Genomic DNA, 13,035 nt, shown 5'->3' with positions numbered 1-13,035 from the left:
TATTAGCTCGTTATGATAGTATAAATACCTAAAGACATATTTCACTCTTTATTATGAAAAATATAATTTTTGCTTTTCTAAGTTTGTTTTTTTTACAAATTTCTCAAGCATATTTTGTAAAAATTGCTAAAGATAACCATATGTCGCAGCCAGGATATATTACGACTATTTATGAGTCAAATGTTCAAGCAACGGCTGTTAATAGTGATCAAACAAAACTATTTACAGTATTTAGACCGAGTGATAACTATTGCCTTAGTGTTACAAAACTCTCATATTCAATTAATAATACAGGCTCAATAACTAGCTGTTTTGATAATAAACATACTGTAGGTAATAAAGTTAACAAAATAATTTTAGATAAATTAGGAAAAACTTTTTATCTATTATCAAACTATAATATTCTAGCATACAACATTTCTCCTATCACAAATCGCATTAATGGTCAGATTTTTAGAAAGCGATTTATCCAAAAAATTATTGATGCTAAATTAGTAGATGAAGGAAAATACTTATATTTGTTGACTACAAGTGATAAAAGTCAAAAGGGCAAGCTAATAATATATAGAGTTAATACAGATGGATCATTAGATGAGCTTAATATTGTTACATTGAACTATAAGCCTAAAAAAATAATATTTGATAATATTGAAAGGGTATACATACAGAGTGATAAAAGCATTTATTTTTATAGTTTTTTGAGAAATGCTAAAGTGATTAAAGATGAAAAAATAATAACTATATCTTCCGGAGAAATATCTGATTTTTCTGTAATAACTGAAAGCTCTACTGAAAGCAGAGTGTTGCTAGTTGGTCATTCTGGTACTGAAGGTTTAGAAATAGGTTTTATCAGTATATATAATTTTTCAAGTGATATAGTCAGACAGATAGACAATAAGGTTTATAAAGATTTTCCTAAAAAAATAGTCACCTACAAAGGTGAATTTGATGGTCAGAGCAAAGTTTTAGTAGCTTTTAATTCTAAGTTTAGTAGCGGTATAGTTGGAAGTATGAAGTTGTTGAGTGATGAATATAAAGTTAATGGTAGTTTCATAGATTTGTTACAAAATAACAACTTGGTTGAAGTGGTATATTCAAATTCAGTAGCTACCTATGATTTAAAAGAGGGTCTTTTATTATCAAATTTATTTTTAAATGACGGTTCTAACAATAGTTCATTTATATCAAATAATTTTTTTGGTGCTGGTAATGAAAAGAATATTAATATTTTTCAATTATGAGTCTGTTATAACGGTTGTATTATCAGGTTTTATAAAGGTGATATTTTTATAATATAAAATAGCTTAAGCATTAGCTGAAATTTAATATATTTTTTATGCAAAAGTAAGTTTTTTGTATACAAAAATAAGTATTTATTATACTATGAATTTGTTAGATTATTTTATTTGGAGGTCTTTCATATATGTCTAATGATAGCATTTTTTCAGGTTATGCTCCTTACTCAGGAGTATATGATGAAATTTTTTCTGATGAAGGTCGTGTGCGTGACGATGTTTCTCAGGCGATAAAAACTATAGATGAGCTAAGTGTAGAATCTTTATACGAAAAGCAGAAATTTGTTGATGCTTCTTTTCTGAAGAATGGGATTACATTTACTGTTTATAGTGATAGTCAGGGCACAGAAAAGATTTTTCCGTTTGATTTAATTCCAAGAATAATTTCAGAAAAAGAATGGCAAGAACTTGAAAAGGGTTTGAAACAACGACTTAAAGCGTTGAATGCGTTCTTAAATGATATATATGATGAGCAAAAAATATTAGAAGATGGTGTAATACCTAGAGAGCTTGTTGAATCATCAGAGGAATATCTACCTGAGATGAGAGGTGTAAAACCACCACACGGGGTATATTGCCATATTGCAGGACTTGACCTTATCAAAGATGAAAGTGGTTTTATGGTTCTAGAAGATAATGTAAGAACTCCATCAGGTGTTTCTTATGTCTTGGAAAACCGTAACTCTTTAATGAAAGTACTTCCTGAAGCATTTTCAAATGCTAATATCAAAAAAGTAGTAGACTATCCAACTGAATTGAGAAAAGCTCTATCAAGTATATCTCCAGTTGTAGATGGTAAAAAAGGCTTGAGTGTGGTTTTAACACCAGGACAATATAACTCAGCATATTTTGAGCATAGTTATTTGGCTCGTAAAATGGGGTGTGAATTAGTTCAAGGTTCAGATCTTTTTGTACATAATAATTATGTATATCTCAAAACAACTAAAGGACCTAAGCTTGTAACTGTCGTTTATAGAAGAATAGATGATAAATTCTTAGATCCGGAGTTTTTTAATCCGGAAAGTATGCTAGGTGTACCGGGTATAATAGAAGCTTACAAGGCGGGTAATGTGGTTTTAGCAAATGCTGTTGGCAATGGTATAGCAGATGATAAAGCAATATATCCGTATGTTCATAAAATGATTGAATATTATCTTAATGAGAAGCCAATATTAGCTCAAGTTAAAACATATTTCTGTAGTGAAGAAAATGATAGAAATTATGTTTTGAGTAATCTTGATAAGCTAGTTGTTAAAGAAGCTAATGGTTCTGGTGGTTATGGTATGCTAATTGGTCCTCAGGCTAGTGTAGAAGAGTTACAAGAGTTTGCGGCTAAGATAAAAGAAAAACCAAGAGCTTATATAGCTCAACCATTAGTAGAACTATCTACAAGTCCTACCTTTATAGATGGCAAGGTACTACCAAGAAGAGTGGATTTGAGAGCATTTTTAGTCAGTGGTAAAGATACATGGATATTACCAGGAGGGCTTGCAAGAGTTGCTCTTAAAGAAGGATCATATGTTGTGAATTCTAGTCAAGGTGGTGGTTCAAAAGATACTTGGGTTTTAGGGAGATAAAAAATGATAATATCTCGTACAGCAGAAAATTGTTTTTGGTTAAGTAGAAATATTGAAAGAGTTCAGATGTTAACTAATGCTATCGATGTGGCATATAATGTAGAGCTTGAAATATATGGTGATGCTGAAGATATTTGGTATCCTTTGGTTGTGGTATTAGGTGGTAAAGAGGCGTTTATTAAAAAATACGGCTACAGTGCGAGATCTAATGCTAGAAAAATTCAAGAATTTCTGATTTGGGATAAGGATAACCCATCTTCGATATATTCTTCGTTATCCTCTGCACGTGAAAATGCTAGAATAATAAGAGATCTTATAGCTGCAGATATGTGGGAAGAGATTAATGAATTGTGGTTATGGATTAACTCACCAGAAACTCATAGGCTTTCTATTACGAGTTTAGATAGTTTTTGTAAAAAAATAATAAAATTTTGCTTTTTATGGATAGGCTTCTATCATAACTTTATTCTCAGAAATGATACTTACAATTTTATGAAGTTAGGTATGCTTATTGAAAGAGTCGACTTCACATTAAGATTAGGAGATATCCATCATCATAGGCATATAAGTCTTACATCAAAGAATGAAACTACAGATGAATCACAATATTGGCAAGAAATGTTGCTAAATACAATGTCTAAAGATGCTTTTATGCGTAAAGCAGAACTAGATGTTAATAGAAAAGATGTAGCGGAGTTTCTATTAAAGTCAGATGATTATCCTAGAACAGTTACATTTTGTTTAAATGATTGTCTTGCTGTATTAAAGAGAATGTCTTATCACTCAACTGGAGTCGGTATGCAGTCTAGAACAAAAGTAGAGGAAATTATAAAATACTTTGAAAGTAATACAACAGAATCATTGCTAGAAAAAAATCATGATTTTATTACTTATCTGATAAACTCAATGGCAGAACTTACAACTATTATTTCAAAAGAATTCTTTATATCTGATGTAGATTTCTACGTAGCAATGTTAGAAGGGTAGAAATAAAAAGGAAAAATATTTAATGTTTAGTAATATCTTGGCTATATCTTCTGACTGTCCAATATCTCCACGAATTAATTTTTTAGTAGATGACACTACAACACTACAAGAATTTATGTGGGGTATAGGATGGTATCATGACAATCATAATGCTGTATCAATTATGAAGGATAATCATGTTGAAAATCTAGAGGCATTACGTGCTTTGTTCGATGGTAATCCAAATTTTTGTTCAAGCACTTTTATTGGACATATTTATAGTCATAGCTTGTTTGATAAAACTAATTTAAACCTTCAGCCATTTATGAAGCCTCATGCAGGCAAAGAGTGGACTATAGTTCACAATGGTGATTTAAATAGAATGTATCAAAATACATTGATTTTAACTTTTTCTGATTATGAACCTGTTGGTAAAACTGATTCAGAGTACATATTATGCTGGATTCTTTCTCAATTAAGGAAAAAAAATATTAGAGAGTTAAATGATGATAATCTGTTTTATGTTTATGATTTATTAAAACAGATAAATCAAGTCGGACAAGTGAATTTAGTTCTCTCTAATGGTGATGTAACAATAGTTTATCAGGACAAAGATGACTTTAATCCCATTTATTATAAAAAATTCTTCCCTCCGTCAAATAGTAATAATCTCGATATTGGCTATGTAAATGTAGCTACTGGGTTATATGAAGATGAGCTTAGAACTTATACAATATTCTCAAATAATACTAATGTGGATAATACATGGAGAAAATTATTACCAGGTCAAATGGTAGCTGTTTCTCATGGACGAGTTATATGGAATAGCGATAAAAATAGTAGTAACTATGGTGGTCATACATATCAGCCTGATCAGCTAAATGTTCCGACTGAGATCAAAACATTTAAGAGCTCAGAAAGAATATTAGATATTATTCATACAACAAAATATACTTATGAATTTCCAGTTAATCTAAGTAAGCATAATATTCGGATGAAGCCGATTGTAGATCCAAAACAGCGCATACTTAATTATGATCTTAGTATATCTGTTGCTTGTGAAAAAGAGGAGTATACAGATGTTTTTGGTAATGATGTTGTTTTTCTAAAAACTAAAGAGCCCTATAAAGAGTTTACTATAGAAATGAAAACTAAAGTCGCTGTAAGTACTGATCACAGCGTACGTAAGAGATCAATAAACTCACGGACAACTATGCCAATTTCTTGGATGCCATGGCAAAGACAAATGATGACACCATATCTATTATCTGTAGAGTTACCACAAACTCAGCTTGAAGAGTTGATGGATTATGCTGTATCTTTTGTCAAAAGAAATGATAGTGATATTATGGCGGTGCTTGATGATATTAATAAAACAATCTATTACGAATATAAATATGTCTCAGGCTCTACTACTTTTGCTACAACTGCTTATGATGTTTATATTACTAGACAGGGTGTTTGTCAAGATTTCTCAAATTTATTTATTTGCTTGGCAAGACTTTTAGGTGTGCCTGCTCGTTATCGTTCAGGCTATATATTTAATGGTGGTCACTATAGTAATACTGAAATGAGTGATGCAACTCATGCTTGGGTTGAAGTATATATACCTTGGGTTGGCTGGATAGGATATGATCCTACAAATGGTTGTGAAGTTAATAGTGATCACGTGCGTATTGCTTGTGGCAGAACATATATTGATGCTACACCAACAGCCGGAACAATTTATCGTGGAGGTGGCACTGAGTCTTTATCCATAAATGTTAAAGTCTTTGATGTTACTGGGATATTATAGTTTTATCTAAAAAAGATTCTTGTGATAAATATTAAAATTACATTCTACAGCTAATAAATGGTATGTATTTGGGAATAAGTTTTTAAATGGTTCGATAGAGTGATGTTTATATCCACATTTTGTGTACCACTCTTTAAGGATTTCCTTACTTGGATTAATGTAATGTTTGGGCGTAAGTAACTCAAGTTGCATTATCCTAAAACCACTATTCCTTGCCCAATCTTCTGCGGCATTGACAAGCTTAGTGCCAATACCAAGACCTCTATGATTAAAGGCAGTAGCAAGCATCCCAAATTCAGCTATACTCTCTGAGAGTTTTGTGACTTTTACAGAACCAATAATTTCATTATTATTTGTTGCGATAATTATCTGATTTTGATTAATTAAAGTCTGCATCTCGTCAAAAGTTACTCTTTTAGCTGAGTTTATCCATAAATCTCCTTCAGCAACTTTATAGGCATCGTTGATAATCTTTACAAGACTATTAATTTCTTTCGTACTTATATTGTTTATGTTTGCAAAGCTAATTAGTATCTTGTTCATGATTCTTTTTGTGTTAATAGAATATTTACGATATTTATAAAATATTTGACTCCATATAACATTGCTTCATTACTTAGGTCAAAAGTTGGTTCATGTACCATAGATGTAAAACCTTTTGCTTCATTTTTAACTCCTAAGAGAGCATAACACGCAGGAATTTTTTTAGCAAAATAAGAGAAATCTTCTGATGCCATCCATGGATAATTAGCTTCTATAACATTATCTTCACCAAATACACGTTTTGCACTAGCTATACACTTAGTAGCAATTTTTTCATTATTTCTAGTTTCAGGGTAGCCATGAATATAGTTGATTTCTACGTTACCTTTGTACGTATTTGCAATCCCATTAGCTATTTCATGTATACGTTTTTTTGCAATATTTTGACCAAAAGAACTTAAAAACCGAACGGCACCTTTTAGTTTTGCTTGATCGGGAATTACATTAAATGCTGACCCAGATTCTATTGCGGTTACAGAAACAACTATAGGGTCAAAGCTATCGGCATTTCTAGAAACAATTGTTTGAACTTGATTGATAAATTGAGCAGCCATAATGATAGGGTCATTAGCCTTTATAGGAGTACTAGCGTGTCCACCTTTACCGTGAAATATTATTTCGAATAAATCAACGCCAGCCATAGCTACAGGAGTTGATATTTGCATATATCCTTCATTGATAATAGGATAAACATGAATTCCATATATTTCATTTACATTGTCTAAAGCGCCATCTTTAATCATTGCTGGAGCGCCACCTGGCAAGACTTCTTCAGAAGGCTGAAATATGAACCGAATGTTTACATTTAGCATAGTTTTATTTTTAACAAGCTGTTGAGCAGCTACTAAAATCATAGCACAATGAGCATCATGTCCACACATATGTGCTTTGCCATCTATTTTCGACTTATATTGACAGGTATTTTGCTCATGAATTGGTAGGGCATCCATATCAGCTCGAAAAGCGATGGTCTTGTTTGCATTTGGGACAATTAGATCAGCAACTAGTCCAGTTTTTCCAATTGATTTTTGAACTTTTAAACCTATTTTCTCTAGTTCTTTAGTTATATACTCAGCTGTATTGTATACATCGAAGCCAAGCTCTGGGTGCTGATGTATGTGTTGACGAATTCTTTGAAGCTCTTCAATGGCATTATCAGATATATTAATCATCTTGTTTTTATCATATATAGTTATAGTTTAGATTATTACACAAACTTAAATATTTTTCATAGTCATGTATACTTGCAAATACTACTTAATAAAACTATGTAAATATTAAAAGTTATGAATTCGGTAAAAAAAGTATTTTCTATAATCATGTTATTAATATTTTTTGGTATTAATGCTCAAGCGAGTTTTGTTCGTACGAGCAAAGATAATCATAAGGCACAACCTGGATATATAAGCACAATAAATGAATCAAATATTCAAGCTTTAGCTATATCCGAAGGAAAAAATTCTAGGTTATATTCAATATATCGTGATGGTCCACAATATTGTATTAGTGCTATAAAATTGGGCTATTCGATAAATAATAGTGCTGTGTTTTCTAGCTGTTTTGATAGTGAAACAAATGTTGGAAGTAAAGTTATAAAAGCACTTGCCTCTAAAAATGGTAATCGTTTATATCTATTCTCAAATCATATTATTTCTGAATATAGTATGTCACCAATCTCAAACAAAGTTAATTCGCAAATATCAAGTGAGCATATAGCCCAAAATATTATAGCTGTTGAGATGTTTAAAAATAAAATTTATGTTCTCACACATGAGGAAGATAGCAATAAAGGCTCCTTAATTATATTTACCATAGGAAATGATGGGGTTTTAGATAAGACAGACTCTAGGTCTTTGAGCTATACTCCAACTGGATTTAAATTTTATGAAGATGCAGGTTTTGATTATGTTTATGTTAGATCTAAAGAGCAGATATATAAATATGATATTTTGAATGATGGCACAATTAATCGTTCTAGTAAGCTAGTAGATTACCCAGGAAATACAATTAAGGACTTTGGAATACTAAAAGATAGTGATAAAAAAACACTACGAATGGTGGTGGCTTTAAAAAATGGTGACTCTGGCCTTAGCCAAAGTGCTTTGAAACTATATATACTTAATGGTGTGGGAGTGAGATTAACATCAAGCGTTAATCTAGAACTAGAGCTATATAAAATACAAGCGTATGATGAGAAAGAAATGTTTATGGTAGCGTATGAGTATAGCTTTGACATTAGAGCAATTAATAGAAAAACGAATGCAATAGAAGATAAACTTGTTTTACAAAGAGGTTTTGAAGCTTCGCTTGTGGATATAGAATATAGTGATAAACTCACATCTGTAATGAGTGAGGCATCAATACAAGTATTTGATGGCTTTGTATTATCTCAAGCATTATATCTAAAAGATAAGCCTCTTCAGTTTATATTTAGTCCAGATGCTCATTTCATGGGAGTGGCTAATAACGATAGCGTAGATGTCTATGAAATAGTTAGGTCTAATGAAAATTAAAACTTTTTATGAAACATATTAAAATAGATAAATAGTACAAACTAAGTGTTATAATGAAAATGTGATCAAACTCCATTTATTTGATTTTTTGAAGTTTCGTCGCAAGTATGTTTAAAGTTAATCTTAAGGATGTTTACTATGAAAAAATTTATTTTTATTTTTGTATTTATTATTTTTTCTGCTTCGGTATATGCTGCAGATGAACAATTAACTAGTGGTGATTTAAATTGTTTACAGGAACAAAAACATCATGGGGAAATAAAAACTTGTTTACCATCAAAAAAGCCAGATAATTGTTCAGAAGAAAACTATGAAAAACTAAAATCAAGTGTTCAGGAATGTAGTTTTAAAGTCAGAGGTGCATTAAGATCAGCACTATAAACAAATTCTTTATAAAACCTGTCTTTCTATTATTAAATGTTAATAACGGTTGTATATTCGTTCTGTAAATGTAGAATTTATTCAAAGCAAGATTTTTAGTTAATATTATCATGCAAGAATCATTGAAACTAAGCGAATTTCTTGAGCTTATAAAAAGTACTATAGAAATGAGCTTTGGATATGAAGGTTTTTGGGTAGTTGCAGAACTATCTGAATGGCGTAGATCTGGTAAACATTACTATGGCGAGCTCATAGAACATGATGGAGTTAGTAAGTTTCCTATAGCTAAAATTAGATGTAACTGCTGGGCAAATAAAGTTGAGCATATTCATAGTAAATTTAGTCAAGCTACTGGTGAAACTCTAAAAACAGATATGAAAGTCTTATTTAGGGTAAGTGTAAATTATCATACTAGCTTTGGTCTTAGTCTAAATATAATTGATATAGATCCTGCTTTTACACTTGGTGATAGGCAAGCTCGTAAAATTGAGATTCTACAAAATTTATCTAAAAACGGCATTCTAGAGAAAAATAAGGTTCTTAATATGCCAGATGATTTTACCAATGTTGCAGTAATCACAAGTATGACTGCTGCAGGTAAAGGAGATTTCTTCGAAGAGGCTGATAAATTACAAGATTTAAATTTATGTAACTTTGATATATATGAAGCAAAGATGCAAGGTGCAGAATGTGCAAAAAGTGTCTCAACAGCATTTGCTAAAATAGCAACAATCGCTGATAAATATGATGTGATAGTATTAATCCGAGGAGGGGGCTCTCAGGCTGACCTTGACTGGTTTAATAATATACTACTAGCTGAAAGCATTTGTAATAGTGAAATTCCTGTGCTAGTTGGTATAGGACATGAGAGAGATAGTACAGTTTTAGATGAAATATGTACAAAAAGATTTGATACACCATCTAAGATTATAAATTATATAGCTAATACAATTGTTGATAATGCAATAAATGCTAAATATAATTATGAATCGATAGTGAGAATCACTAAAAGTTTAGCTAAACAGAATAAACATCAATTAGATAATCTATATCATAACTTTAAAACACGTATAGAACATTATCTCTATCAAATGAGTCAAAGTGTTGATCATAACTATAAAGAATCTACTTCTATAGCAAGAGGAGTTTCTAAACTATATGATAAAACTGTGAATACTATGTATGAAAATATATTATTAAGCTCAAAAAGATTGATAAGAAGTTATGGAAATAACATTTATAATTCATATAATCAATCAACCAATACAGCTCGAAATATTTTAAAATACTATAATCAAACAAGCGAATCTCTTTATAAGCAGATATTATCTGTATCAATAGAGCCAACCCTTAAAAGAGGCTTTAGCTTGACAAAGACAATAGATGGCAAATATATAACAACTCAAAAACAAGCGCAAGCATACTCAGATTTAGAGATAGTTTATGCCGATGGACATATACAAGTAGAGGTGAAAGAAAATGGCAACTCAAAGTAAAAAATTTGCAAAAAATTATCAAATATTAGAAGAGATTAATGAGAAACTTCAAGAGCAACAAGATAATCCTGCTCTGTTAGATGAATTAGCACCAATGCTAGAACAAGCCTCAAAAAGTTATCAGTTATGTAAAGAAAGAATTGCTGCAGCTCAGAAGTTTATAGATGAATTTGAAGGTAATGACTAGAAAACCATTCCTGGCATTTGCCATATTCCAGCTGTTCTAAGAGTATCTTTGATTATTAGTATTTTTTCTTGTTGCTGTGCTGGTTTATTAATATCATAATTTGTTCTAGCAGTTATGTTAAACATTTTGATAGGTAATTTAGCATTGTAAATTTCTTGCTCAAAAATAGAGTTTGCTCTACGGATGTGAGAGTCAGAGCTTATTAGTAGAATATTTTTAACAGGTCTATTTATTTTTTTGATTATATTTATCGTATTAATAGCATTGGTGACAGTGCTAGTTGATTGATCCTCTTGTATTATGCTTTGTGCAGCAATATCATGCTTAATTAACCATTGTTTCATTTGATATGATTCTGTTACACCTTCGTGAGCAACTCCACCTAATACTATGATTATCGCATTAGGGTATTTCTTGTGTGCTGCTAGGGTTATTTTTAGTCTATCAACTAATATATTATTCATGGATCCATCATCATTTAATGAATATCCTAATGTAACTATTGCTAAAGAGTTTTGATCAACATCCTTTAACTGATCTAATTTTGAGTTTATGCCTAAGTTGAAGTTAGTTTTAGCAGTTTGTATTGCTTGTATAAAGTGAGGCATTTTTGACCATTTAGATTCTTTAAGAATTGCAATGTTTTGATCAAAATTATTAGGATCCCAAATTAAAGAATATGCGGTTAAGAATATTTGTAATATTGGGTTATTATAAGACCTTATAGTGCCAAGTGAGCTTAATGTTTTTCTAGCATCATTTACTGAATTATTAGATATTTCTAAAGATGCTAATGCAAGGGTGAGCTGTGTATTGATATAACTATTAGGCTTAGATTTTTTAAGAGCATTTTTTAAAGAGTTGATTGAACCTTGTAAGTCACCTCTTTGGGTAATTGAACCGTCATTTTTATCATCAGTTGAAACACTCAAATCATACTGGATATTTGCTATTGCAGTTTGTTGATTATTTAAGATATCAAGATTGAAATTATTTGATCGAGCTGCAAATGTTAAAATAGGTAAAGCTACAATTAGTAAACTTAAGACAATTTTTTTTGAGATTTTCATATTTATGTTTTTGTTATCAAGTATTATAAGATGATATAAAAAAGTTACTATAAATTAAATCTCTTTATAAAATTTTAAAAAATCATTCCTGGCATTTGCCATATTCCAGCGGCTCTAAGAGTATCTTTGATAATCATTACTTTTTCATAATCTGTAAGAGGGTACATTATATTGTATCCTTTAGTCTCAGAGGCTAAATTATGAATCTTTATATCAAGCATACTATTATCAAAAGCTTCTTGTTTGAATATTGCATTAGCTCTTCTAATATCTGCTGTTGAAGTAACTAAAATGATATCAGTAGGTTTAGGGTTCATATTTTTTATAGTCATAAAAGTATTTACACCTTGCCACACCATATTAAATGATTGATCTTCTAATATAATTTTTTTCAAAGGTACGCTACTATTAACTAACCATTGTCTCATTTGATATGATTCAGTTTTGCCAGCTGTTACTCGACCACCACTTACTATAATAGTTGCCTCTGGGAATCTAAAATAAGCTTCTAATCCTTTATAGAGTCTTTTGATTAGATACTCATTCATACTTGCATTAGAGTTTAATGGAGATCCTAAAATTACAATTACGGGTATAGAGCCTCTCTCAAGTTGTATCTGATTAGCACTAGTGTTTATATGTAAGTTAAAACTTCTTTTGATAATATCAAAAGCATTCACATATACGGGCATATCGGGCCATTTTGATGTTTCTAATTTAGCAAATGCTTTTCTAAAGCTACTAAAATCAAAAATATATGAGTATGCCGAATCATATATTTGTACAATAGGATTATCAGGAAAGTTCTCTACAAGCATATCTAAAGTTTCGCCAGCTTGATTATATTCTTTTGTTTCTATCTGAAGAGAAAATAATGATAGCCCCAATTGTAAAAGTTCTTTACTATCTGGATCAGTTTGCTTCATTGCCAATTCAAGAGCATCTATAGCATTACGCAAGTATGTATCTGCAGATTGTTGGTTAAAAATACTATATTGAACATTTTCAATAGCTTTTTGCTTTAGACTAATACTTGCAATGCTCTTCGGAGTAATATTATTACCGAAACTTAAACTTAGCGTGCTTAATATGATAAATATAATAATCGTAAATTTTACATTTAAGTATTTCATTTTTATAAGAAATAAAAAGTTTTTATAACGTAATAATATAAGAGTATTTTTGCAAATTAAATTATTATTCATCATAATA

The 13,035-nt window shown here is 30.6% G+C and carries 12 protein-coding genes; 8 read left to right on the top strand and 4 right to left on the bottom strand.

The genetic code is table 11. From position 1 onward, the window contains the following. The first annotated feature begins 53 nt into the window (after window positions 1–53). The 4 genes from FTPG_RS08180 (at window position 54) to FTPG_RS08165 (ending at window position 5,633) form a co-directional block, all read left to right on the top strand. On the top strand, window positions 54–1,241 hold the full coding sequence (locus FTPG_RS08180; RefSeq protein WP_004287973.1) for a hypothetical protein: 1,188 nt from the start codon (window positions 54–56) through the stop codon (window positions 1,239–1,241). Between the two features lie 182 nt (window positions 1,242–1,423). Then, window positions 1,424–2,872, top strand: coding sequence for a circularly permuted type 2 ATP-grasp protein (locus FTPG_RS08175; RefSeq protein ID WP_004287972.1), 1,449 nt, complete (start codon window positions 1,424–1,426; stop codon window positions 2,870–2,872). Between the two features lie 6 nt (window positions 2,873–2,878). Continuing rightward, on the top strand, window positions 2,879–3,859 hold the full coding sequence (locus FTPG_RS08170) for an alpha-E domain-containing protein (RefSeq protein ID WP_144401388.1): 981 nt from the start codon (window positions 2,879–2,881) through the stop codon (window positions 3,857–3,859). Between the two features lie 22 nt (window positions 3,860–3,881). Next, a complete protein-coding gene (locus FTPG_RS08165; RefSeq protein ID WP_004287970.1) occupies window positions 3,882–5,633 on the top strand; it encodes a class II glutamine amidotransferase in 1,752 nt (583 codons plus the stop codon). Window positions 5,634–5,639: 6 nt separating this feature from the next. Here FTPG_RS08165 and FTPG_RS08160 read toward each other — a convergent pair whose 3' ends face one another. Next, window positions 5,640–6,176, bottom strand: coding sequence for a GNAT family N-acetyltransferase (locus tag FTPG_RS08160; RefSeq protein WP_004287969.1), 537 nt, complete (start codon window positions 6,174–6,176; stop codon window positions 5,640–5,642). Continuing rightward, window positions 6,173–7,348 carry a M20 metallopeptidase family protein gene (locus FTPG_RS08155; RefSeq protein ID WP_004287968.1) on the bottom strand — a complete coding sequence of 392 codons (1,176 nt, stop codon included), beginning with the start codon at window positions 7,346–7,348 and terminating at the stop codon, window positions 6,173–6,175. The genes FTPG_RS08160 and FTPG_RS08155 overlap by 4 nt, the downstream gene beginning before the upstream one ends. 114 nt (window positions 7,349–7,462) lie before the next feature. Between FTPG_RS08155 and FTPG_RS08150 the strand changes: the two genes are divergently transcribed. The 4 genes from FTPG_RS08150 to xseB all read left to right on the top strand — a co-directional run bounded on the left by FTPG_RS08150 (window position 7,463) and on the right by xseB (window position 10,753). Next, the gene (locus tag FTPG_RS08150; RefSeq protein WP_004287967.1) at window positions 7,463–8,689 is read left to right on the top strand and encodes a hypothetical protein; all 1,227 of its coding nucleotides are present in this window, start codon (window positions 7,463–7,465) and stop codon (window positions 8,687–8,689) included. A 138-nt stretch (window positions 8,690–8,827) separates the two neighbouring features. Next, window positions 8,828–9,070 (top strand): hypothetical protein, encoded by a 243-nt coding sequence (locus FTPG_RS08145; protein ID WP_144402364.1) that lies wholly within the window; start codon window positions 8,828–8,830, stop codon window positions 9,068–9,070. 110 nt (window positions 9,071–9,180) lie between these two features. Then, complete coding sequence (gene xseA, locus FTPG_RS08140; protein WP_004287965.1) at window positions 9,181–10,566, top strand: exodeoxyribonuclease VII large subunit; 1,386 nt, start codon at window positions 9,181–9,183, stop codon at window positions 10,564–10,566. Beyond that, the gene (gene xseB / locus FTPG_RS08135) at window positions 10,550–10,753 is read left to right on the top strand and encodes an exodeoxyribonuclease VII small subunit (RefSeq protein ID WP_004287964.1); all 204 of its coding nucleotides are present in this window, start codon (window positions 10,550–10,552) and stop codon (window positions 10,751–10,753) included. Before xseA ends, xseB begins: the two co-directional genes overlap by 17 nt. Here xseB and FTPG_RS08130 read toward each other — a convergent pair. Both FTPG_RS08130 and FTPG_RS08125 read right to left on the bottom strand, forming a co-directional pair. Then, window positions 10,750–11,823 (bottom strand): YdcF family protein, encoded by a 1,074-nt coding sequence (locus FTPG_RS08130; RefSeq protein ID WP_004287963.1) that lies wholly within the window; start codon window positions 11,821–11,823, stop codon window positions 10,750–10,752. The two genes, xseB and FTPG_RS08130, sit on opposite strands and share 4 nt — an antisense overlap. A gap of 74 nt (window positions 11,824–11,897) precedes the next feature. After that, complete coding sequence (locus FTPG_RS08125; RefSeq protein ID WP_234367135.1) at window positions 11,898–12,956, bottom strand: ElyC/SanA/YdcF family protein; 1,059 nt, start codon at window positions 12,954–12,956, stop codon at window positions 11,898–11,900. Between the last annotated feature and the right edge of the window lie 79 nt (window positions 12,957–13,035).

Origin of the sequence: Francisella philomiragia subsp. philomiragia ATCC 25015 (assembly GCF_000156715.1) — a bacterium.
GTDB classification, from domain to species: domain Bacteria; phylum Pseudomonadota; class Gammaproteobacteria; order Francisellales; family Francisellaceae; genus Francisella; species Francisella philomiragia.
This window is presented reverse-complemented; position numbering and strand designations above follow the sequence as displayed.

Excerpts from the sequence above, each read along its gene's own strand:
- FTPG_RS08165 (WP_004287970.1), top strand. The coding sequence starts at position 3,882 with ATGTTTAGTAATATCTTGGCTATATCTTCTGACTGTCCAATATCTCCA.
- FTPG_RS08180 (WP_004287973.1), top strand. The coding sequence starts at position 54 with ATGAAAAATATAATTTTTGCTTTTCTAAGTTTGTTTTTTTTACAAATT.
- FTPG_RS08145 (WP_144402364.1), top strand. The coding sequence starts at position 8,828 with ATGAAAAAATTTATTTTTATTTTTGTATTTATTATTTTTTCTGCTTCG.
- FTPG_RS08150 (WP_004287967.1), top strand. The coding sequence starts at position 7,463 with ATGAATTCGGTAAAAAAAGTATTTTCTATAATCATGTTATTAATATTT.
- FTPG_RS08155 (WP_004287968.1), bottom strand. The coding sequence starts at position 7,348 with ATGATTAATATATCTGATAATGCCATTGAAGAGCTTCAAAGAATTCGT.
- FTPG_RS08130 (WP_004287963.1), bottom strand. The coding sequence starts at position 11,823 with ATGAAAATCTCAAAAAAAATTGTCTTAAGTTTACTAATTGTAGCTTTA.
- xseB (WP_004287964.1), top strand. The coding sequence starts at position 10,550 with ATGGCAACTCAAAGTAAAAAATTTGCAAAAAATTATCAAATATTAGAA.
- FTPG_RS08125 (WP_234367135.1), bottom strand. The coding sequence starts at position 12,956 with ATGAAATACTTAAATGTAAAATTTACGATTATTATATTTATCATATTA.
- FTPG_RS08160 (WP_004287969.1), bottom strand. The coding sequence starts at position 6,176 with ATGAACAAGATACTAATTAGCTTTGCAAACATAAACAATATAAGTACG.
- xseA (WP_004287965.1), top strand. The coding sequence starts at position 9,181 with ATGCAAGAATCATTGAAACTAAGCGAATTTCTTGAGCTTATAAAAAGT.
- FTPG_RS08175 (WP_004287972.1), top strand. The coding sequence starts at position 1,424 with ATGTCTAATGATAGCATTTTTTCAGGTTATGCTCCTTACTCAGGAGTA.